Source organism: Telmatobacter bradus, from assembly GCF_048629425.1.
GTDB classification, from domain to species: domain Bacteria; phylum Acidobacteriota; class Terriglobia; order Terriglobales; family Acidobacteriaceae; genus Telmatobacter; species Telmatobacter bradus.
Genome location: NZ_CP184532.1, coordinates 328,748 through 351,690 on the forward strand (window position 1 = coordinate 328,748; position 22,943 = coordinate 351,690).

At 52.1% G+C, this 22,943-nt stretch carries 19 protein-coding genes; 11 read left to right on the forward strand and 8 right to left on the reverse strand.

The window, feature by feature from the left end; genetic code table 11:
- The first annotated feature begins 282 nt into the window (after positions 1–282).
- The 6 genes from ACOBR2_RS01350 (at position 283) to ACOBR2_RS01375 (ending at position 6,255) form a co-directional block, all read left to right on the forward strand.
- Positions 283–1,023 carry a Crp/Fnr family transcriptional regulator gene (locus ACOBR2_RS01350; RefSeq protein WP_420238286.1) on the forward strand — a complete coding sequence of 247 codons (741 nt, stop codon included), beginning with the start codon at positions 283–285 and terminating at the stop codon, positions 1,021–1,023.
- A gap of 128 nt (positions 1,024–1,151) precedes the next feature.
- Positions 1,152–3,266 (forward strand): PAS domain S-box protein, encoded by a 2,115-nt coding sequence (locus tag ACOBR2_RS01355; RefSeq protein WP_420238287.1) that lies wholly within the window; start codon positions 1,152–1,154, stop codon positions 3,264–3,266.
- Positions 3,244–3,873: a response regulator gene (locus tag ACOBR2_RS01360; protein ID WP_420238288.1), complete on the forward strand. Its 630-nt coding sequence runs from the start codon at positions 3,244–3,246 to the stop codon at positions 3,871–3,873. Before ACOBR2_RS01355 ends, ACOBR2_RS01360 begins: the two co-directional genes overlap by 23 nt.
- A 139-nt stretch (positions 3,874–4,012) precedes the next feature.
- Entirely contained in the window at positions 4,013–4,390 is a 378-nt protein-coding gene (locus ACOBR2_RS01365; RefSeq protein ID WP_420238289.1) for a response regulator, read from the forward strand.
- A 402-nt stretch (positions 4,391–4,792) separates the two neighbouring features.
- A complete protein-coding gene (locus tag ACOBR2_RS01370) occupies positions 4,793–5,563 on the forward strand; it encodes a Crp/Fnr family transcriptional regulator (RefSeq protein ID WP_420238290.1) in 771 nt (256 codons plus the stop codon).
- A gap of 296 nt (positions 5,564–5,859) precedes the next feature.
- Complete coding sequence (locus ACOBR2_RS01375; protein WP_420238291.1) at positions 5,860–6,255, forward strand: hypothetical protein; 396 nt, start codon at positions 5,860–5,862, stop codon at positions 6,253–6,255.
- Between the two features lie 363 nt (positions 6,256–6,618).
- On the opposite strand, the gene ACOBR2_RS01380 is transcribed toward ACOBR2_RS01375, so the two are convergent.
- A complete protein-coding gene (locus ACOBR2_RS01380; RefSeq protein ID WP_420238292.1) occupies positions 6,619–7,704 on the reverse strand; it encodes an alkene reductase in 1,086 nt (361 codons plus the stop codon).
- A 126-nt stretch (positions 7,705–7,830) separates the two neighbouring features.
- On the opposite strand from ACOBR2_RS01380, the gene ACOBR2_RS01385 reads away from it, so the two are divergent.
- Complete coding sequence (locus ACOBR2_RS01385) at positions 7,831–8,346, forward strand: MgtC/SapB family protein (RefSeq protein ID WP_420238293.1); 516 nt, start codon at positions 7,831–7,833, stop codon at positions 8,344–8,346.
- 149 nt (positions 8,347–8,495) lie between these two features.
- Here ACOBR2_RS01385 and ACOBR2_RS01390 read toward each other — a convergent pair whose 3' ends face one another.
- The 4 genes from ACOBR2_RS01390 to ACOBR2_RS01405 all read right to left on the reverse strand — a co-directional run bounded on the left by ACOBR2_RS01390 (position 8,496) and on the right by ACOBR2_RS01405 (position 14,412).
- Positions 8,496–9,614 carry a hypothetical protein gene (locus ACOBR2_RS01390; protein ID WP_420238294.1) on the reverse strand — a complete coding sequence of 373 codons (1,119 nt, stop codon included), beginning with the start codon at positions 9,612–9,614 and terminating at the stop codon, positions 8,496–8,498.
- Between the two features lie 170 nt (positions 9,615–9,784).
- Entirely contained in the window at positions 9,785–11,869 is a 2,085-nt protein-coding gene (locus ACOBR2_RS01395) for a putative bifunctional diguanylate cyclase/phosphodiesterase (RefSeq protein WP_420238295.1), read from the reverse strand.
- Between the two features lie 181 nt (positions 11,870–12,050).
- Complete coding sequence (locus tag ACOBR2_RS01400) at positions 12,051–12,728, reverse strand: MarC family protein (protein WP_420238296.1); 678 nt, start codon at positions 12,726–12,728, stop codon at positions 12,051–12,053.
- 88 nt (positions 12,729–12,816) lie between these two features.
- Positions 12,817–14,412: an oleate hydratase gene (locus ACOBR2_RS01405; protein ID WP_420238297.1), complete on the reverse strand. Its 1,596-nt coding sequence runs from the start codon at positions 14,410–14,412 to the stop codon at positions 12,817–12,819.
- Between the two features lie 308 nt (positions 14,413–14,720).
- Here ACOBR2_RS01405 and ACOBR2_RS01410 point away from each other — a divergent pair, with 308 nt between their 5' ends.
- Both ACOBR2_RS01410 and ACOBR2_RS01415 read left to right on the forward strand, forming a co-directional pair.
- Entirely contained in the window at positions 14,721–15,251 is a 531-nt protein-coding gene (locus ACOBR2_RS01410; protein WP_420238298.1) for a general stress protein, read from the forward strand.
- 383 nt (positions 15,252–15,634) lie between these two features.
- The gene (locus tag ACOBR2_RS01415) at positions 15,635–17,440 is read left to right on the forward strand and encodes a L,D-transpeptidase family protein (RefSeq protein WP_420238299.1); all 1,806 of its coding nucleotides are present in this window, start codon (positions 15,635–15,637) and stop codon (positions 17,438–17,440) included.
- Positions 17,441–17,454: 14 nt separating this feature from the next.
- Here the strand turns inward: ACOBR2_RS01415 and ACOBR2_RS01420 are convergent, their stop codons facing one another.
- From ACOBR2_RS01420 to ACOBR2_RS01430, 3 genes are all read right to left on the reverse strand, one after another.
- The gene (locus ACOBR2_RS01420; RefSeq protein ID WP_420238300.1) at positions 17,455–18,000 is read right to left on the reverse strand and encodes a YcbK family protein; all 546 of its coding nucleotides are present in this window, start codon (positions 17,998–18,000) and stop codon (positions 17,455–17,457) included.
- A gap of 144 nt (positions 18,001–18,144) precedes the next feature.
- Positions 18,145–19,149, reverse strand: a complete 1,005-nt coding sequence (locus tag ACOBR2_RS01425; protein ID WP_420238301.1) for a slipin family protein — start codon at positions 19,147–19,149, stop codon at positions 18,145–18,147.
- An 87-nt stretch (positions 19,150–19,236) separates the two neighbouring features.
- Positions 19,237–19,764, reverse strand: coding sequence for a general stress protein (locus ACOBR2_RS01430; RefSeq protein ID WP_420238302.1), 528 nt, complete (start codon positions 19,762–19,764; stop codon positions 19,237–19,239).
- Positions 19,765–19,974: 210 nt separating this feature from the next.
- Between ACOBR2_RS01430 and ACOBR2_RS01435 the strand changes: the two genes are divergently transcribed.
- Complete coding sequence (locus ACOBR2_RS01435) at positions 19,975–20,487, forward strand: universal stress protein (RefSeq protein WP_420238303.1); 513 nt, start codon at positions 19,975–19,977, stop codon at positions 20,485–20,487.
- Between the two features lie 27 nt (positions 20,488–20,514).
- Positions 20,515–22,872 carry an HAD-IC family P-type ATPase gene (locus ACOBR2_RS01440; protein ID WP_420238304.1) on the forward strand — a complete coding sequence of 786 codons (2,358 nt, stop codon included), beginning with the start codon at positions 20,515–20,517 and terminating at the stop codon, positions 22,870–22,872.
- The last annotated feature ends 71 nt before the right edge of the window (positions 22,873–22,943 follow it).

Genomic DNA, 22,943 nt, shown 5'->3' on the forward strand with positions numbered 1-22,943 from the left:
GAACAGGCCAGCTGCAAAGATCCCATGCAGCGTCTTGGGGCATATGAGCTACATTGACCTATCATCCCGGCACACCAATGGGATACTGTTGAGATTACCTTGTGGGTATACTCAGCCGCATTCTCGAACATTTCACTTTTGCAAGCTGCGCCAAGCAAATCCTGGTATTGGTTCCCGACAATGAGCCCCTCCTTCCAGGGAATACTCCGCAGCCAAAGCCTTCAGGCGCGATGATGCACCTTGCATTTTTTGATCGCAGAAGTTTTAGGGAGCAGGACATGGATGATTGATTTAACGAAACCCGCATTCGATTCAGAAGCGTTTTTGACCAGTTCAGGACTCGGACGCAAGATTGTCAAACTAGGTGAAGCACAGAAATTCTTTTCGCAGGGCGAAAGTGCAGACACCGTCTTTTACCTTCAAAGTGGAAACGCAAAGCTGACGGTTGTTGCCGCCAACGGCAAGGAAGCTACCATCACCCTGCTCTCGGCGGGAGACTTTGTTGGAGAAGAATCTCTGGCAAGCGTCGGCGCTCTGCACATGGCCACCGCCACCGCCACAACCGACTGTACCGCGCTCAAGATTGAGCGCGGCGAGATGCTCCGCGTCATGCACAAAGAGCATCCCCTGGCCGCTGTATTCATTCAGTTTCTGCTGTCTCGCGGCATGAGAATCCAGTCTGATCTTGTTGACCAGCTCTTCAACTCCCATGAGAAGCGTTTGGCCAGAACACTGCTGTTGATGGCCGAGATCGCCGAGACTGGCGAAGTGGAGAAGTTGATTCCCGAGGTCTCCGAGGAAGCTTTGGCAGAGATCATTGGGTCCACAACGCCCATGGTCAGCTTCTTCCTCAACCGATTTCGTGACCTCGGTTTGATTGACTACAACCATCGCATTCGTGTGCACAGGGCTTTGCTCAATGTGATTCTTCATGATCAATTTCCCGATGATAATGCCGTCAAGCCGCCCATCATCGATGTACTGAAGAAACGGCCTGCGCTGCCTGAAGTGCTCCTCAACTGATTCAAGTGCTGACACATTCCTGACAAACGCTATCCCAGGTCCTGATTCTAAGATCTGGGTTAGCAGCGACTCAAAGTTCAATGTCATGCGGTCAAAAGCCTCGGGATATTCTCCGCTTGCTCTTTGAAATGAAAGGTTCGATCTCCATGGAATATTCAGAATTCAAGTCGTTGCTTCGCCGCGTGATTGTGGTTCCCATGGTAGCCACAGCCGTCCTGGCGGGATTGCTCTTGTGGGAGACCTTCGACTTGAATCGCTCCATGCAGCGGGTGGACCACTCGGATCGCGTTCTCGACAAATCCGGCCATCTTCTCAAGCTGCTGGTCGATTTGGAGACGGCCAAACGCGGGTACATCGCAACTGGAGACGAATCCTTTCTGCATCCCTATATCGAGGGGAGCAAGCAATTCAATCCTGAATATCAAGCTCTGTACCAACTGGTGGTGGACGATCCTTCGCAGCAGCAACAGCTGAGGCAGGTTTATGTTGGCTATCAGGATGCCGAGGCGTATGACGGCCAGGTCATCGCACTGCGCCGCGCTGGAAAAGCTGATCCAACCCTCATTGAAAACCAGCTGAGAAAACATCAAATGGATTCACTGCGTGATCAGATTGCGGTCTTTCAAAGTACTGAGGAAGCACTGCGTTCAGAGCGCATTGAAGCCGCCCACCGCAGGTGGTTCCTGATGGTGACCAGTTGTATTGGCCTGGGCCTGGGATTCGGGGCCTTTCTCGCTATCTTTACCCGTTATCACATCGAAAAGCTGGGCACCAAACTGCTGCAGGGCGAGGAGCGATGGACTGCGACCCTGGGCAGTATTGGCGAGGCTGTGATTGCGACCGACAGCAATGCTCGAATCACCTTTCTCAATTCGGTCGCTGCTGCGCTAACCGGTTGGCCGCCGGAGGAGGCTCTTAACCAGCCAATCGGAGATGTGCTGAAGCTTATCAATGAAAAGTCAGGCATGACGGCGGACAATGAAGTGCTGCGTGTGCTCAAAGAAAAACAGGTCTTATCGGTAGCCAATCATGTGGACCTGGTCACGAGAGATGGACGCGAAATTGCAGTCGAGCACAGTGCCGCTCCCATCCTGGCTGGCAAGGGAGAAGTCATTGGTGTAGTGCTGATTTTCCGCGACGTTGCGAACAGGCGGCAAGAGCAGATAGAAACAGCGGAGCAGGCAGCCCTGCTTGAGCTTACGCAAGACTCGGTCTTTGTCATTGACATGGAAGGAACCGTTCTGTTTTGGAGCCGTGGTGCAGAGGCGATGCTTGGCTACTCCAAAGATCAGGCCGCTGGCTCAATCTCGCATGACCTGTTGCACACCGAATTCCCGCAGCCGCTGGATGAAATACGTGCGGAGTTGATGCGCGCAGGACATTGGGAGGGAGACCTCATCACGACCGCTCAGGATGGCCGACGGATTGTGATGGCCAGTCGCTGGGCATTGCAATGGGCCAAGCGAGATCAGGCTCCACGCGTGCTGGTCATCAACAGTGACATCACGGCACGCAAGCGCGGAGAAGAGTCGCTTGTCTTGCAGAAAGAACAACTGCGCGCGTTGGCGGAACGCCTGCAATGGGTGCGTGAAGAAGACCGAAAGCAGGTTGCTCGCGACCTGCACGATCAAATCGGACAAATTCTGACTGCGATCAAAATGGACATGACATGGATCATTCGTCATCTTCCGGAGTCGGAAGGCGAGGTAATCACCCGGTTGAACGAGTCGGTTCAATCGATTAATGATGGCGTTAAAGCGGTGCGCACCATCTGTAGCGGGCTGCGTCCTGGAGTGCTGGATGACCTCGGCCTTGCGGCGGCGATTGAATGGCAGGCCAACGATTTCACCGCTCGGAATGGAATCCGCTGTGAAGTCTCGGTGCCACCAGTTGATTTACACTTGGATGGTGATCGAGCCACCGCGACCTTCCGCATCTTTCAAGAGTGTCTGACCAATGTAATCCGGCACGCGCAGGCTAAATTGGTAAGCATTACCCTATACCAGGAAGTGGGGAACATTCTTCTGGTGGTAAAGGACGACGGCATTGGCTTTCATGAATCAGGCTTGCCGAACGCCTGTGGGTCCTTGGGGCTGCTTGGCATGAAAGAACGCGCGCAGTTCTGCGGAGGCGATGTACAGATCTCCAGTTCTATTGGAAATGGAACCACCGTCACTGTCCGTGTTCCAACTGATATTCCGCGCGCCGAAAGGAACGAATATGCACATCCTGATCGCCGATGACCATGCCGTTGTACGCCGCGGGCTGAAAGAGATTCTCGCGGATGCTTTGCCGGGTGCGGAGTTTTCTGAAGCCGGTAACGGGGATGAGGTGCTGAGTCGTTTGGGAAAGACTTCTGCGGCCCTGTTGGTGCTGGACATCAATATGCCAGGCCGCAGCGGAATGGACGTGCTTCGGGATGTCAAGCACAGCTACCCGCGTTTGCCGGTGATCATTCTAAGTTGTCATCCGGAGGAGCAGTATGCCGTACGCTGCTTGCGAGCAGGTGCGGCCGCTTATATCAATAAAGACAGCGCCCCGGAAATATTGGCGATTGCGACAAAGAAGATCATGAGCGGAGATCGCTACATCAGTACCAGTCTTGCTGAGAAGCTGATTGCCAATTTGAATGAACCTATAGACAAACCGTTGCACGAGATGCTCTCGGACCGGGAACACGAGGTGATGAGAATGATAGCTGACGGCATACCATTGACGGAAATCGGCGAGAAGCTTCACGTCAGCGTCAAAACGATCAGCAGCTATCGCGCTCGCATCATGGAAAAGATGCAAATGAAAAGCAATGCGGAACTCACCCGCTACGCCATGACGCACGCCCTGATCGATTAGATCGGTTGGTATAAGAAAAACCCTACAGAGAAACCGGAAAAACCTTGCGAGAATCGCGGGGTACTCTGATGTTATTTTGTCGATTCATCCCCTATAGTAGCTTCAGGTTGAGTTTTCCGGCCAAAGAGTGGGCTTAACAATGAATATTCTGATAACAGATGATCATGCGAACGTGCGGCGCGGACTCAGAGAACTCCTGGTCGATGCCTTTCCCGGCGCTCACTTTTCCGAGGCTTCGAGCGGGGATGAGGTGCTGACCGTGTTGCACAGCTCTCAACACGACATTTTGCTGCTTGACATCAATATGCCAGGACGCAGCGGCATGGAGGTACTGAAGGATGTCAAGCATTTCTACCCACTCCTTCCTGTCATCATGGTGAGCGTACAGCCTGAAAATCAATATGCATCGCGTTGTCTGCAAGCCGGTGCAAGCGCCTATGTCAACAAGAACAGCGTCTCTGAAGATCTGGCACCGGCCATTCACAAGATCATCGACGACGAAGCAAAAAGCCTGTAGGACCAGAGCAACGCGTGATAATTGTTTTCGGTGATCAGCTTCTCATCAGGCTCCTCTCTATCCATTCGAGCGCCAATACCCGCCGATATTGCAGCCAAATCGACAGCCGCGCCTAGTCGATTGCATCGTCGCATATTTGTCATCAATCCAAAAACGCTGCTCTGACGGACAATCACGATAGCGTATTTATCCTACAAGCTGACGACACGCATCACTTGCTGTGGCCAAAGTAACAACGTAAGAAAAGCCCTACAATATAAGCGCCGTAACGGCCACAGTGATAATAGTCATCGCCGATATACATGCTATTCCACCGTGCGTATCTTGGACATATTGGCATTGCAAAGAGGTGACGGTAATTCACCCACTGCACCTGCTCAGCGAGTTTGAAAGGTATCGATCATGGCTACTAGTTTCGCTACGATTGCGAGTGCGGCACCGAGATATCAGCAGAGCCGCTCATTTCCGTTACCTCCAGTTGCGCATCACCTGAAGGCCGTATCAAACGAGTTGAGCGCATTGCCAGGGCGGGAGACTGCATTCAACCTTCAGACACCGATCGACAGGCTCTTGGTTGGAAAATCACGGCGCGAATACCTGACAGGAGATTCCGTCTTTTCGCAAGGCGATCAGGCCAATGCCATATTCTATATTCAAAGCGGAAAGGTAAAACTTACTGTCGTATCGATGAGTGGCAAGGAAGCTGTTATTGCTCATCTACCGGCATCCAGCTTTTTTGGTGAAGCTTCTCTGGCGGGTCAGCAACTTCGTATTTCCTCTGCGTACGCAATTGAACCCAGCAGCATCATGCGCATTGAAAAGTCTGTCATGCAGGGACTTCTTCATCGCGACCTGGAGTTTGCTGAGCAGTTTCTCGCGCATCTGCTTTCCCGCAATATACGCATGGAATCCGATCTAGTCGATCATTTGTTCAATTCCAGCGAAAAGCGGCTAGCCCGGTTGCTTATGTTGATGGCTAACTTTGGTCAGGAATCCAAGCCGATTCCCGTGATCGCCAAGATCAGTCAAGAGACCCTGTCGGAGATGATCGGCACTACCAGATCGCGCGTCAGCTTCTTCCTCAATCGCTTCCGCGATCTTGGTTACATCGACTACAGCAGCACCGGAATGGTCATCAATAGCTCTCTGGTCAATGTTGTGCTGCACGACTAAACAGAATTGTTGACAATTCAGTCTCGAACGATGAAGCGAAACATATCTGCGTCCTGCAGCGCAACGACATGCGCGCCTCTGTCACGACAATCACAAGCTAGGATGAAAGAACTGGAGATGAATAGGCACGATCGTCGATGCGCCCTCTAACAGTTGGTGTGCATTAGTCACGGACCGCCGACTCGACTTCATATATATTCCGTGTGATCGTTTCTGCTCAGACCCTGGGGATCCAGTTCTCTATCGTGAACAAAGAATGTGGGCCTATTGTGAGGGCCCAATTGAGAGGAAAGCAGATGACAGGATTCAAGCTTTTTGCACTGACAGCTATTGCTGGATGCGCCATGATGGTGACGGCCCCAAAAGCAGCGGCTCAAATTGGTGTCGAAATCGGCATTGCCCCTGAATGCCCTTATGGATACTACGATGCTGCGCCCTATGACTGTGCTCCTTATGGTTACTACGGTCCGGAGTGGTTTAATGGTCGCATCTTTGTTGGCGCTGGCCCCTGGTTTCATGGTGGCGACAATTTCCGGGGACATGTCAATAATCGCTTTCACCCCGAACATGGCTATAGCGGACCAAGACCGCAACGTGGCGAGAGAGCAGAGCCTTCGAGGCGTTTCGATAAAGTTGATCACTTCAAAGGGAATGAAGTTCGAGATGGACGCGGCCACGTAGGCAAGCGATAAATACAGACTTGCACGTGGTCCAAGCGCAATGGCGGCTTTGTTCAAGCAGTAAGGGTGTGCCTGCTATACGCAAATGAATTCACAAGAAGCGCCACGCTGAGTCATGTATTGACCGGCGTGGCGTAAATCTTTCTGAATATTATGAAATAGTGTACAGTGGTTGCATTATGAGTCGAGCTATTGATCTGTTAACGCAATTCTGCTGAGTCGAAATTGCCCGTTCGCGTTAGGTCGAAGAATGGGTTTCTCTTTCGTTGCACGCATTCAGCCGCATAGAGATACATGGCAGCCGACCATGTCTGCCAATCCCGGCCGCTGGGTTATCATTCATGGCGTTTCCTCGATTGCGCAGGCTCTCTCAGCCTACTTACTTACGAGAGCAGTCAAGTCCTGTGACGCAAGCAGAACGGGATAGTCGGTGTAGCCGCGCGACCCAGGCGTGAAATAAGTGCTGGGGTCTGGTGTGTTCAGCGGCGCATGATTCACAAAGCGAGCCGGCAGATCGGGGTTGGCAATAAAAAGCTGACCGAAAGCCACGGCATCCGCTTCGCCATCCTGAATCACTTGGTCAGCCAGCATGTGGGTATACTTTTCGTTCGCAATGTAGACTCCGCCGAACTCCTTCTTGAGTTGCGGCCCGAGCCTGTCTGGACCAAAGTACTCGCGCGCGCAAAGAAAGGCAAGCCCACGTTTGCCAAGCTCACGCGCCACATAACCAAAAGTTGCTACAGGATTTGAATCGTGCATATCCTGAGAATCGCCGCGTGGTGCCAGGTGCATTCCCACACGTTGAGCGCCCCAAACGGAGATCACCGCATCGGTCACTTCAAGCATGAGCCGTGCGCGGTTCTCGATCGTTCCGCCATACTCATCGGTGCGGTGATTAGAACCATCCTGAAGAAACTGGTCAATCAAGTAGCCATTGGCTCCGTGGATCTCCACGCCGTCAAAGCCTGCCATCTTGGCATTTTCCGCACCTTTGCGAAATCCCTCAACGATGCCCGGAATCTCGGATATATCCAATGCACGAGGAGTTACATACTCGGTAACCGGGCGTACGAGACTGACATGTCCAGCAGGTCGAATAGCGCTTGGTGCAACGGGAAGCTGACCATCCAGAAACCGCGGATCAGAGATGCGGCCGACATGCCAGATCTGTGCGAAAATGCGCCCTCCAGCACGATGTACGGACTCCGTCACAGGCTTCCATGCCTCGGTCTGCTGGAGCGACCAAATACCAGGAACATTCGCATATCCCACGCCTTGCGGTAGAACCGGAATGCCTTCAGAGATAATCAGGCCGGCAGTGGCGCGCTGAGTATAGTAATCAATCATAAGTTCTGTTGGTATGTGATCGGACGTGCCGCGCAGACGCGTCAGGGGAGACATGATGACACGATTCGGGAGAGTGATTTCGCCAATCTGAATGGGGTCTAAAAGTGAAGGCATGAAGGGAGTCCTCAATGAAATCAAAGTTCGGGTGAGTGGTGCTTTACCAGCAAATAACGATGGTTCTCAGAGTAAATCAACTTGAATCGTGCAGTTCAACACGCGTGAAGATCTGTTTGTTGTGATGTGAACATCCTGCTTTGCGATGCGGGAATACAATGCTCGCATGATGATTTCAGAGTTTCCGGTCAAGGCGTCAAACAGTTTGTTGAGTTGGGAATGGCATTTCTTCTGTCCGCTGTCATTGGGTTGGAGCGCGAGATTCGTCATAAGAGCGCTGGACTGCGCACTTATACGATTATCGGCACCGCCGCTGCTCTCTTCCTGCTCATCTCGAAATACGGATTCACAGATGTTCTTGCCGAAAATCGCATCGTTCTCGATCCTTCTCGTGTTGCTGCCCAGATTGTCTCAGGCATCGGCTTCATTGGCGCCGGTCTGATCTTTGTGCGAGAAGACAAAGTGAATGGCCTCACCACGGCGGCAACCGTCTGGCTGGTCACGGCCATCGGCATGGCTTGTGCCGCTGGCCTCCCCATACTCGCGTTGGGCGTGACAGGCGCATATTTCATCGTTGCACTTGCATTCCCCTTGCTCATGAAAATCATCCCAAAGACGCCTGGAGAAACTCATCACGATTAGGCTTGAATTCTTGATTGCGCTCTCTGAAATCTCCTCCTTCGTAATTGAACTATTCGAAGTGAACTGCTTCTGCTCTCTTTTGCTCATGCTTCTCGGAGCAAACAGTTGAATGCCGAGCAGTGAATGCGTGATGACCGATAAAGAACTATTCATGGTTGCATTTTCTTCACATCTTGTGGGCTTGGTTCGGCGATCATTAGCAACGGAGACTCGGATGCAGCGGGCACAACGGGTTCTGAAGTCATTGACTCAGCGCCAGTAGGATGAACTACGGCAGGAGAGTGCGCGACCAATGATCGGCTTACTGAGGCGGGTCGAGCCCACGCCGTTAGTTCGTCTGGTGTCAAGACCATGGGATGCTTGGGAACGATGCGATAGCGTCCACGTACAAGATAGTCCACAAATAGACCTCCCGCCAGATAAGGATTGACCAGCGCGATTGGGATCGCATAAAGAGTCGTCGAAAGAGATTCGTCAACATCCTTGTTAGAGTGGCTCAGGCGGCGATTGCCTGGAATCTGAGGGATCTCAAAGACCGTAAGATTCATCTCAGGATGTTTTCGCGCACAACGTGCCAGCTTGTGAGCCAGTTGCTTGGGAGTAGTCACGCCCGCATCTGGAAATATTCCACGCTTGAATTTTCCAGGATAATAATAATTGAGGAGCTTGCGCGCAAAGTCGGCACAATTATTGACGATCAAATCGAAGTGCGAATGATTCGGTTGAGAGTTCAATAATGCAATCAGGGCATCATCCTGCGCTTCGGTTGTTTCAAAGCGAAAGGCATAGATGCGCCGTTCATACGCCGCGCCCACCAGTTGCGTCCACCCTCCCTTTATCAGATTACCAGGACGCAGTGTTTCTCCCAGACAGAGCAGATGAGCCTCGTGATATCGACTGCGTAGTCGCTTGACCGTAGGCGGATCGATGTGTGGTTGAACGGCTGCAATATCTTCGACAGAATATAAATATGGAACCAGAGGGATTGCCACCCAGTCGTAGCCAGACATCCCTTGATAGCGGGAGAGAACCGCGCCCAACTCGCCGGAGTTGCAGCGTCTCAGTCTCACCGGAGTATCAGCACAGATTCGCTCAAAATAGACTGCATTGTGCCCCGTCGGATTAACAACTCCAAAAAAGCCATAGGGCTGCTCGATCAGCAAGGCAGCCTGTGCGCAGCCGATCCTTGGAATTAGAATCATGACGGCCAATACGGCGAAGATAAATGCGTTGATGCGCTGTTTGTTCGTCAAGTGATTTGCCAACATTTCCAAAAGATAGACGCGTTCTTCCAGCCTGGCCGCAATATTGCAAATGATCTGAGTAGTTTTGCATATAACATAGGAGGCAAACCTTTAATGCCATCATTTCATAGTCTCTAAAGGTAGATAATTTGGCTACCAGCAGAGTACTGCTCTCATCCACTACTTCCCTGAAATCAATTCATCTCCTTTTTGTGTAGCTTGGCGAACTGGTCGGCGGGAACCGGGCGGCTGAAGTAGAAACCCTGTGCCTCGTCGCAGCTTTGCGTTTTGAGAAATGCCAAGTCTTGCGCCGACTCAACCCCCTCGGCGACCACCCGCAGTTTCAAACTCTTTCCTATGCTGATAATCGCGCTCACAATGCTCGTTTCGCTGGGGTCCGCAGAGATCTGGCGCACAAATGACTGGTCGATCTTGAGCACATCCAACGGGAACTTTTGCAAATAGCTCAAGCTTGAGTAGCCCATGCCGAAATCGTCTACAGACACCAGCATCCCGCGATCCCTTATTGTCTCGAAAATGGGTACTCCAGGTTTAGCTCGCTCCATAAGGACACTTTCGGTGACCTCAAGATTGAGATATTCCGAGCGTAGACCGGTTTCATCCAGGATAGCGTTCAGATTATCCATGAAGTCCTCACTGCGAAACTGGGTTGCGGAGACATTCACGGACATGGTGATGGGTTGCAAGCCCGCATCCATCCAAGCCTTCGCTTGCCTACAGGCTTCTCGCAGAACCCAGGCACCGATTTGCAGAATCAAGCCACTGTCTTCCGCCGCCGGAATAAACACCGACGGTTCAATTTGTCCGTGTGTCGGGTGCGTCCAACGCAGAAGCGCTTCCGCCCCGGTAATAACTCCAGATTGAATATTGACGATGGGTTGGTAGACCAGACTAAATTCATCCTGAACAAGAGCGCGGCGCATGTCTTCTTCCATGGATTGCCGTTCGACCGCGCGGACGTTCATCTCCGGCGTGAAGAACCTGAATATCCGCCGGCCGCCGGCCTTTGCCTGGTACATCGCTGTGTCGGCATTCTTGATAAGCGTCTCTGCGTTTACTCCATCGCAAGGGAAAACGCTTATTCCGATGCTGGCGGTGACGTTCAGGTCGCGGCCTTTAATGTCATGTGGTAAGGCTATAGCGTTTAGAATCCTTTTGGCTGTCATAGCGGCGGATTCTGCATTCTGTGTATCGTTGAGCAGCACCACAAACTCATCACCGCCCTGTCGACTGACCGTGTCAGGGGCGCGGATACAGCCTTGCAGTCGCTCAGCTACAGATTGAAGAAGCAGGTCGCCAACCGGATGTCCCAGAGAATCGTTGATGTGCTTAAAGCCATCCAAATCCAGGAACAGCACAGCCATCGTACTCGTCTTTCGTCCGGACCTCGCTATCGCCTGATCAAGACGGTCGTTCAATAGCAAGCGGTTCGGCAGGCCGGTCAGTGGGTCGTGTTCAACAAGATGAGTGATCTCTGCTGCCTGGGCGTGCGCCGCGCTCACATCGCGGAATACCAGCACTGATCCGGCTTCCACTCCGCTACTGTCGCGGATGGGGGCGACAGAGTCTTCGATAAATATCTGGTTCCCGTCGCGTCGGGTGAGGATGCAGTTTAATGGTAGATGAGTGGTCCGGCCTTGCTCAATGACATTCCTCGTCGGATCGGAGGCAAGCGTCCCAGTCGCCGCGTCCATAATGCGGAATGACTCGGCCAGTGGTCGGCCAGTTGCCTCCATTAGCGACCAGCCCGTCAACCTTTCTGCGATGGGATTAAGGAATGATACATTTCCTTCGTTATCGGTGCATATTACAGCATCGCCGATGCAGTCAAGAGTAACCTGGGCCCGGTTCTTTTCAAAGAGCAAGCTTTCTTCGAGCTTTTTGCGAGCCATGGAATTACGTAGGGTGTGAATTAGTTCGCCCGGCTCGAATTTACTCTTAATCAGATAGTCCTGCACTCCACTCTCCATAGCATGTACGGCGATGGATTCATCTCTTTGGCTAGTGAGCAGCACGATGGAAGCGCCTCCCGCCGCTGCCATGGTTCGGGATATTGCATCCGCGCCTGACGCGAGAGCGCAATCCAGGTCCAGCAGAACTACGCTCACCGAATGCTCGGCAAGATACATCTCAGCGTCCGCCAAACACTCCACATGGGTCAATATGAATGAGTATGCCCCATGATGTTTGAACATATCGCCGATCAACTGCGCTTCTTCAGGGTTATTCCCAATGTGCAGAACTGCTTTGATTGGCATGTTGTTCATCCTGTCTACCTACACGGAGTTGCTTGTGCGTCAGCCGATATGCATCGATGCATTTCCGACGCAATGACTGGTATGAGATGCTGGATCATCTCATATGCGCGGGTTGCGGACTGTGCATATTTGCACACTGACACATGCGATATGAATTAAGCGGATATTCAGTCAATCGCAATCACGGACGCAGCAGATTTGAAAGCAGCGTATCCAAGCCGTTCCATGCGATCTGAACGCCAATGCAAAGCAGAATGAATGCAACTACCCGCAGAATTCCATGCGCTGTTGATGGCGGAATGATATTGGTGATCTTCGGCGCATATGCATAGCAGAAGTAGACAAGGACGCTGAGGACAACTACGGCGAGAAATACTCCTGCATGAGCCAGAATATTTTTTGAAATCACTCGATCCGAGATATGAGCGGTGAGAGTCAGCAACGCGACAAGCGTTCCAGGCCCGGAGGTCACCGGAAAGGTAAACGGGTAAAAAGCTCCTTGTTCCAGGTATCGCGTTCGTGTCTCGTCGCGAACCTCACTCTCCTCTTCCTTGTTCTTTAGCATCGCACGGGCATCCCTTTCGTTCAAGACAGACCAACCCATCGCCGCGATGACAATGCCGCCGGAAAGCTGGACGATCGGCAGAGATATGCCGAAGAAATTGAGAATCGCCGCCCCCAATAACTCAATAATTGCCAGAAAGATGATGTTATTGATGGCGATTCTGCGCGCCAATGAGCGATAGACTTTCGGGGGCGCTTCTCCAGCCAACCCGAGAAAAACCAGAGCCGAACCGAGCGGATTGATCAGCGGCAGAAGAACACTGAAGGCGATCAGAAACGACTTCCAAAGGAGCAATAGTGGTCCCCTTACTTATGGCCTCGGTTTTGTCTACACGCAATGGGAGCTAACCATGTTAGATATAGCTCACCCGTGGTCGTCCGATCTAGACGCCAATTTCGTGCAAAGCTAGAAATGCATCCAGCAATACGCGGGGATTGAATTGCCCCTTATATACGGGTGGCACCTTTCGGTCCAAGCCAATCAATGAATAAACCGCTGTCTGCGCAGAGCGAATGGAGTACTCCACTGTGAACACCACATCGTCCGGCAATTCGCAAAACTGCCCGACGAAGGCAAGATTCTTCGAGCCTTCAGGAATCACCTGAGGACGATCACCCTTGCTTCGAGGAAGAAACTGGCTGGTGATAAAAGGCATCATGCAGGGGATGCAATTGGCGGTATCGAGAATTTCGGTGGTATGCGCTTCGAGGTGCAAATGGCCGAGTATCTCCGACATGATTTCACGCCCTGAGCATTTCGACATAGGCTTCTTCACGTAGTTGCCTGGCACATCGACGAACAATCCATAACCCCAGAGAACCTGTACATTATCTGGTTGCCCGATGAAATGTGGCTGGTGCGGCAACACAATCGAGGCAAGCCAACTCGATTCCGGAAAGGTAATAAGGCCGCCTTCACCGGGAACGTTACCGGTTAGATCGTGGATTAATTGGAAGAACATTGGGTCGTGAAGAGTGGTCGTAAAGGATATCCACTTGGATTGCTCAATGTGCTCAGCGAAGTTGTCAGGGCGGCCGAACTGAGCATGATCTTCGGCAATCTTCTCCCACAGAGCCCAAGAACCTCTATCGGGTTTACCGAGCAACGGCGGAGGCGATTCCATAGAGCCAAGACTGGAAGCCTCTGTCATGGAACCCAGCGTGATGATAACTCTGTCTTGCTTGTTAATAGCGATTTCTTTTAGACATGCGCCATTATCGATAATAATCTGATCAACAGAATAACTGTCATCTTCATAATAGAAGCTTAGATCGATAACATCTGTATCCAGCATGATTTTCACGCCGCGTTCTTCGAGCCATTTCTGGAGCGGCCGCACCATCGAATCGTACTGGTTATAGACGGTTCGCATGATGCCAGTAAGTGTGCTGAACCCAGAAACCATGTGGGTGAAGCGTACGAGGTAACGCTTGAATTCAACCGCGCTATGCCAGGGTTGAAAGGCAAAAGTCGTGCACCACATATGCCAGAAGTCCGACTTAAAGAACTCAGGATCAAACTGATCGGAGATGGTGCTTCGTCCAAGGAGATGTTCGGGTTCAAGTGCCAGGCGCTCAAGCGTCAGAATATGACTCTCGCTCAAGCCAAACGCGGGCGCGTCGATACTGCGTCCATCTCGAAAGAGGCGGGACTTCGACGCGGTCTTCATCGTTTCATTCCAGTCAAGTATCTCCCGCGTCACGGTTCGACTCCCATCGAGAGTGGGGATTGATGAAAAGAGATCGAAGGTGCACAAATACTTGCTTTCGATCATGCGACCGCCCCTCATCACATAACCGTCATCTGGATTCCTGGCTGCGTCCAGACTGCCACCGATTCTGGATGATTCCTCAATGATCGTAATTGTGTGCCCGGGAATAAACCCATCGCGAATCAAGAAGACCGCTGCGGCAAGAGAGGCGATACCTCCACCTACGAGGTAGGTGTTCGGTTCTGGATCAAATTGCGTCGTAGACATCGCGCTTTCTCTTTCTATCTACCGAATGCGTCTTGCCACACCACCGCAAGAGGCTTTTGCGTGAAGTGCTTCCATCACACAATGCGATTGTCTATCTGCCAAATTGAAATGACTGTATCCAATTGAACAGATGGTTACCGGTTCGCGATGGGAGGATCATGTCAATCGTGCGGTAATGGCGTCAGTATCGGACTTTGACGGTGTGCGCGTTCGAAAGATCAGCGCCACGGCTCTTGTCAAGAATGTGACTCGACGCCTGCAGCGGTTCACGGTTTGCGCTACCTACTATGAGATTGATGGAGAAAACAATGTCTGCAACAAATTCAGTTGTCGCCGTATACGATACTCACGAACAGGCAGAAAAAGCGATCAAGGCGCTTCAAGTAGCTGGCGTCGAAATGAAGTGCCTTTCAATCGTAGGCAGAAACATGCACACCGATGAACAGGTCGTCGGCTATTACAATGCAGGTGACCGCATGAAGTATTGGGGATCTGTCGGGGCATTCTGGGGTGGATTCTGGGGACTGTTGTTCGGGTCCGCCGCATTCGCAATACCGGGGTTGGGGCCGATTCTGGTAGCCGGTCCTCTTGTTAGCTGGGTTGTCGCTGGTCTTGAGGGCGCTGTTGTGGTTGGCGGAGTCAGCGCGCTTGGGGCAGGTCTGGTGAGTATCGGCATTCCGAAGGACAGTGTGATCAAATACGAAGTGGCTTTGAAGACCGACAAGTATTTACTCATCGTCCACGGTGCACGAGATGCCGTCTATAACGCGCAATTAGTCCTGGGTGTCTCCGGCACTGGCGAAAACTGCCTCCATTACCAGCCAATGTTGACTAGCTGATCTTGCTTTCGTTGAAGCTGGGCGAATAAATGGCTTCACGGAATTTGGTTGATTTGTAGCCTGACATCTCGGCAATAAGAAACAATTTTCATCAACGTGGTTATGCTTGTCTACAATGTAATCGGAACAGGAATAAGGATGACTTATCAGAGCTTCAACCAGCCAGATCACACGCCTCTTGTAGCGCGTAAAAGACCGGGCGCAAAACATCTTCCTTCATATTTTAATCATTCCGCCGACGGGTTCGAGACCTGGTTGAACAGAACTATTGCGCAGCACGCAGAAGTCGTTATACAGGCATCTGCGCTTATGCGTGCATATCGGAACGTTAGGCCGGCCGGCGAGACCCGGGTCGGACAAGCCCTTTGACCATACCTACAATCATGTTGCGCTCATCGAATGCATCATCTGCAACCACGCCAGAAACCAGCTTATCCAATCGCATTGCTCATCAGTGCGAACCCCACTCTGCCTGTCTATTTCTCAACCGTCCTGCAAATACTGCCACCGCATACGCGTTATTACTGATATTTTGCCTGTTTGCATCCGGTTGCCACTCGCTGAGAGAAGCTTTGCCTGGCATGGGAAGCAAGAACGTAGACCCTGAAGCAGTTGCTGATCGTTTGCGTACACTCACGTCCGCCGAGACGCTTGCTGTGCTCCATTGGGCGAACTTTGACGATTGTCGACAAAATGTTCAATCGATGTATGAGTCTATTCATTACACACCAGCGTGGGTCCGCGAAGGTCAAGCGACACCACAGGCACTGGCCGTTATCTCGGCTCTCGAAGACAGCCAGCATAAGGGATTGAACGCAGAAGACTACGATGCATCGCAGTGGCCGGCCCGATTGGTTGCTCTCAAAGCCGGGTCTGGAAACGCTGATACTGTGGCACAATTCGACGCAGCTTTGACGATCAGTACGATGCGGTATCTCTCTAATCTCCGCACTGGAAGATTAAATCCGAAGCCTGTTGGATTTGGGATTGATCTTAACCAGAAGCACTACGACTTGCCGCAGTTCCTTTCACAATTGGTCCTGACGGCAAGCAATGTGCAGGAAGTATTGAACGAGGTAGAACCTCAATACCTTGGCTATAAGCGCACAGAGACCGCATTGCAAACCTATCTAACCCTTGCAGCCCAGGACCATAGTCAACCGTTGCCTGTTCCGCTGCAAACCGTGCACATTGGCGATACATACAGCAGTGTGGCACAGTTAGGCCAGCGCCTTCGCCTGCTTGGCGATTTGTCACAGAACGCTGCTGTGAATTCGGATGGAACTGCCTACGACAAGCCATTGGCAGATGCGGTAAAACATTTTCAAGCCCGCCACGGATTGAACTCTGACGGCGAATTAGATAAAGAAACACTTCGCCAGTTGAATGTTCCGTTGAGCGTCCGCATAACCCAGTTGGAAGATGCTCTTGAGAGGTGGAGATGGCTGCCGCCAGATTATCCACGATTGCCCGTCACGGTGAATATTCCAGGGTTCATGTTGCGAGTGTTTTCAGACGATCACACTATCGCGATGCGCATGAATGTCGTTGTAGGGAAAGCCTTTCAACATCAGACGCCCGTCTTTGTCAAGGAGATGAAGTACATCATCTTTCGTCCGTATTGGAATCTTCCTTTAGATATTATTCGTGCTGAAATTGTGCCTAAACTTCGCAAGAATCCCGGCTATCTGGCAAGGAAGGGCTTCGAGGCTACAGATCAAAGTGGGAAGGTTGTCAGCGGCGGAACAGTAAGCGCCGCCATGCTGGCTCAGATACAATCCGGGAAGTTGTTGGTGCGGCAAAAGCCAGGACCGTCGAACGCACTTGGATTGGTCAAGTTCATGTTTCCCAATGAATTTGACGTATATCTTCACAGCACTCCGACTCCGCAGTTGTTCAACCGGTCGAGACGCGACTTCAGTCATGGATGCATTCGTGTGGAAAAGCCTGCAGAACTTGCGGCGTGGCTGCTGCATGATCAGCCGAAGTGGACGCTAGAGAAGATAGAAGCCGCCATGCAGTCGGGACCGAACAATCAACAGGTGAACCTCACCAGGCCACTGCCAGTTGTGATTGTGTATCTGACTGCAATCGTCGAGGAAAATGGCGAAGTTTATTTCTACGACGACATCTATGGGAACGATGCCCCGCTCAATGAATCGCTGTCCCATGGACAGCCCTATCATTAGATCGGCGAGCCGCACTACCAGTGGCGCACTGGACCAACATCGACATGCACAAAATCCGACTGGGCGTAATACCCTACGCCGCCTCTCTGAAGAGCGAGCGCTGCATCACGCACCAGGGCAGTTTGAATGCCGGGAATGCGGATGTCGATGGCCTTGGCTTCCATGTGCTGACTGTGTAGTGCAACGCCGCTGCTGCGCTCGCGGAGATAGGTATTACTCCACGGAGTGCGATACCCGCAGACAATGTCGATTTCGTTATCAGGATGCCCCAGTTTTACCAACAGGTCATGTAGCAGATCGAATTCACGGATGTCGTAGTCCTTCACATCGCCGGTGCGGTGGTCACGGAGGAAATGGTCCAACTCCGCAATTCCATCAGGCAGATACTGATTGCCAATGCGGTATACCACATCGAGATGTTCGCCCGTATGGAGATGATAGAGTCGCAGCCTGTAGGTTACTGAATCAGCTGGAACTGCGGCGTTTACCGCCAGCAGAGCAGGGGAAGTAGAGATCGCCAGGACAACTGCAAGACCGATCAGCAACGGTTTCTTGAGCAAGGACGTGTCTCCTTCCGAGGACACATCCATTATAGGCTCGATAGGCAATTGCTGTTGTACGATTGGATCTCGGCGGCATCTGCTTTGAGATTGCCTTCTTTCAGTCCTACGTGCAGAAAGATGCAAGGGAGCCATCTTCCCCCGCTAAAAACTTCCTGTACACGGGTTTCCCAACTGTTCTGTATGGCAAGGTGTGAGAGGAAGTGAACTATCTTCTGGGATTGGCGCAGTAGATGCATGGCTTTGCTCCAATCTCTCTTTGATTGCTCGCTCCTGGCCTAGCCCCATAGTCAACGCTGTCAGACCTGCCAAACCGCCCAATTGCATTGATTCAACTGCGGTGCTGGGGACAATCACGATGGTGGAATTCTGCTTCAATCCCTCGTACAGCATATTCATTGCACGAAGATGCAAGGCGACCGGATTGTTGGTGTAGGTCTTGGCTGCCTCTCCGAATTTTTCTGCAACCTGACGCTCGGAGTCGCCAAGGATTACACGGGCTTGACGCTCGCGCTCGGCCTGCGCCTGCATTGACATTGCGTCTTCCAACGCAGATGGAATCAACACGTCCTTCACCTCGACGGAAATAACATTAATGCCCCACGGCTCAGTACGAACGTCAATGATCTTCTGCAAGTCAACGCTTATCTTGTCTCTTCCCTCGAGCATGTCGGAGAGCATCGTCTTGCCAATCACATCGCGCAGGGCCGTTTGTGAGGCCCAGTTGATTGCGCTCTGATAATCCGCTACATCCAAGGCTGCTTTCTTGGGGTCAATGATTTTCCAAAACAAAACCGCATCCACATCCACTGGCACAGTGTCTTTCGTCAGGGTTTTCTCTGCCTTGAATGAACTTGTCAGGACGCGCGTATCGATCCAGTAAGGAATGGATTCGACAATTGGGATGATCAAGAACAAGCCCGGGCCTTCAAGAGATCTGAATTTCCCTAGCCGTAGAACAACTGCCTTGTTCCATTGGTCTGCAACCTGGATTGCCGAAGCAACAATGTAAGCCAGAACAAGCGACAGACACAGGATGACGATGGCCGCAACATCGGATGAGTTATGATGCAAGGAGAAAGCCGCGAGAGCGCCAGCAGCAAGAATTACCGCAAATATCATGGCCTGGAACGAACTGCTCTGTTTCATTGGTATTACCTTTCACACCAGTTTCGAGCAGGATGACCCGAGACCTTGTCTTGGTGCATCCCGCTCCCAATTGATAGCAAATTGATGTTAAGCAAAGACATTCTCGCTATGTACTGTGTAGTAACTATGTTCGGTCCCCGCGATGATGTCCTTTGCTTTGTCTACTGCATCCGGCGTACCATGAACAATCAGCAGAAACTTGTCAGTCTTCAGCGCCACATCGTATTTCAGAACGCTGTCCTTGGGAATGCCAATGCTCACGAGGCCTGCGCCAACAGCACTGACGCCTCCGACAACGACTGCGCCTTCAAGACCTGCGACGATCCATGCCACGAGCGGACCTGCTACCAAAATAGGTCCGAGTCCTGGTATTGCGAATGCAGCGGAGCCGAATAACAGTCCCCAGAATCCGCCCCAGAATGCTCCGACCTTGCCCCAATACTTCATACGGTCACCAGCGTTGTAATAGCCAACGACATGTTCATCGGTGTGCGTATTCCTGGCTGCAATCGAAAGGCTCTTCATATCAATGCCCGCCTCTTGCAGCTGTTTAATAGCGTTTTCGGTCTGCTCGTGGGTGTCATAAACTGCTACTACAGAGTTTGTCGTGGTCATGATCTTCTCCATTTCAGAATTGACTGTGAATGTCATCAAAATGCAGCTCGCAGCTCCGTTACTCGGCTGCACTCGGTTCAGAGTGAGTCTTCCACCTATAGACCGCAAGTTCTGAGCAATCGGGTACACGACTTGATGCTCAATAGAGAACAGTCATCGCTGAGATGAGCAACGACAATAAAGCCACACTGATTCTTAGAGGAGTGCATCATGTCAGAAGTTCGCGTATTTCCGTCAATTCCAACAAAGATTCTGTTGCCCATTGACTTCAGTCCATCATCAAAGGCTGCATTGGAGATGGCAAGTGACTTGGCACTGCACTTTCACGCCGAGTTGTTTCTCGTCAATGTCATTCCGTTTTTCCCGACCACAACCTTGCCTGATTTTGTTCCAGAAGAATCGTTTCTGAAAGAGGCAAGAACTCAAGTTGAAAAGCATTTGGCGAAGTGCCATGCGGTTCTCTCTGGAAAAGGCATTAAGGCGAAAACCATTCTCGAAATTGGAAATGATGTGGCTGGAAACATCATGGAAGTGGTGGACCGAGAGCATATCGACATGGTCGTAATCTCGACGCACGGAATCTCTGGCTGGCATCCGCTGATCTTTGGCTCGATTGCCGAGAAGGTTGTCAAGCTCGTGCAGTGCCCGCTCTTGCTTCTTCGCTCTGCAAAGCCAAACCCGGATCTGAAGACGCCTTCGACACGCTCGATGGAATGGTGGTAGCAAGATTGCACAATTCGGGGACCAACTTTGAATGCGAATAGCGTGGAAACACCAACCTCATCAGAAAAGAACTTAGCCGACCCAAAGGGCCTCACAAGCGAGGAAGCCAGGGGCCGTCTTGAAAAAGACGGCCCCAACGCAATGCCGGACACGTCGGCTCATCCACTGCGTAATGCACTGGCTAAATTCTGGGCACCTGTACCATGGCTGCTTGAAGCGTCCGTTGTGCTTGAGGTCGTCCTTCATAAGTATTACGAGGCTGCGGTCATAGCTGCTCTGCTTGTTTTCAACGCGGCTCTTGCTTACTTTCAGGAAAGCCGCGCTCAGGCAACTCTTGCCGCTCTCAAATCCCGCCTGGCTCTCAACGCTTCGGTCCAGCGGGACGGTGAATGGAAGACTGTGCCCGCAGCAGAGCTGGTATGCGACGATCTGGTAAAGCTGTCGCTTGGTGGCGTGGTTGCTGCCGATGTGCATTTAATTAGTGGATCGGTTGAACTCGATCAGTCGATGCTTACAGGTGAATCCCTTCCTATTGAGGCAGGTCCTGGCTTAGATACATTTGCTGGAGCTTTGGTTCGGCGCGGCGAGGCCACTGCCATCGTAACGGCCACCGGTACGCGCACTAAATTTGGCCGCACGGCCGAACTCATTCGCACTGCTCATGTGGTGAGCACGCAGCAGAAAGCAGTGCTCAGGATCATCCGCAACCTAGCGATCTTCAATTCTCTCGTTATCGCCGCGATAGGAGCCTACGCCTATCACCATGCGATGCCGTCGAGCGAGATGATTCCGTTGTTGCTGACCTCTGTGCTTGCCATCATACCAGTCGCATTACCGGCAACATTCACGCTCGCTGCCGCGATTGGAGCTCGCGCTCTGGCCAAGCAGGGAGTATTGCCAACTCGGCTTTCCGCTGTGGACGAAGCTGCATCGATCGATGTATTGTGCTCAGACAAGACCGGAACTCTGACACGCAATGAACTAACAGTCACGAGCGTTCGTCCACTGCCTGGATTCGACGAAGCGCACGTTCTCGGAATGGCCGCGCTGGCAAGTTCTGTAGGAGGTCAGGACCCAGTTGACGCTGCCATTCGACTCGCTGCGTCGCACAAGATAGCCACCGGTTTGCCAAACCTGACCGCTTTTGTCCCGTTCGATCCTGTCAAGAAAACCTCGGAAGCAGCAGCGACAGATCCAGAGGGGAATTCGGAACGAATGATCAAGGGAGCGTTCACTGCGGTTGTCGCACTTACCGCGCCTTCGCCTGCCGCTACTGCTATCGTAGAAGAACTCGAAAAGCAAGGTTTTCGAGTATTGGCAGTTGCTGTGGGAGCGCCATCATCAAACCAGATCATTGGATTGATAGCCCTGAGCGACCCGCCGCGGACTGACTCAGCCTCTCTTATCTCGGAGTTGAATGGTCTTGGCGTGCGCACAGTCATGGTGACAGGCGATGCTCCGGCCACTGCTGCAATCGTCGCTCAAGCGGTTGGATTGCAGGGATCAGTCTGCCCGCCCGGCAAGCTACCAGACGGCATTCAACCGCAAGATTACTCGGTCTTTGCAGGCGTTCTTCCTGAAGGCAAAATCGACCTGGTTAAAGCTTTCCAAAAGAGCGGCCACACAGTTGGGATGTGCGGCGATGGCGCAAATGACGCGCCTGCGCTGCGGCAGGCACAGATAGGCATCGCGGTATCGACCGCAACGGATGTCGCTAAGTCGGCTGCCGGCGTCGTGTTAACTGAAGCTGGGCTGGGCGGCATTGTGGCTGCTGTAAAAGAAGGCCGAATCACATTTCAACGCATCCTCACCTATACGCTCAACTCGGTTCAGAAGAAGGTATTTCAGGCGCTCTTATTGGCGGTTGGCCTGGTCATGACGGGGCACGCGGTTCTCACTCCGATGCTGATGGTCATTGTGATGATCACTGGCGACTTTCTCGCCATGTCACTGACCACGGACCGAGTGCGACCATCCAAGATGCCAAACTCCTGGCAGATCGGCCGAATCACGAGTGCGGGAGTGATGCTCGGACTCTGCTTTCTTGCCTTCTCCACGGCAGTCCTGGCAGTTGGCAAATTCAGGTTGCATCTCGGCATTGAGGAACTTCAAACGCTGACCGTGGTCAGTATCGTCTTTGGCAGCCAGGCCACAACCTATGTCATTCGCGGACGACAGCATCTCTGGGGTCTGCGCCCAAGCATTTGGCTCGTACTCTCTTCGGTAGCCGATGTCCTTATCATTTCAACTCTCGCAAGCTTTGGAATCGCAATGAAGCCATTGCCCATTGCAGTCATAGCCGCCGAGTTTGTTGCTGCGGTTGCCTTCGGTGCGGTCCTGGATGTTGTCAAATTTCCAGCTTTCGCACATCTCAATATTTCCTGAACATCCAAGTTGCATGAGCATTCTCCAGCATTCGGCAAACAGAATTGAACGCAGTCCACGATCAATCTTCC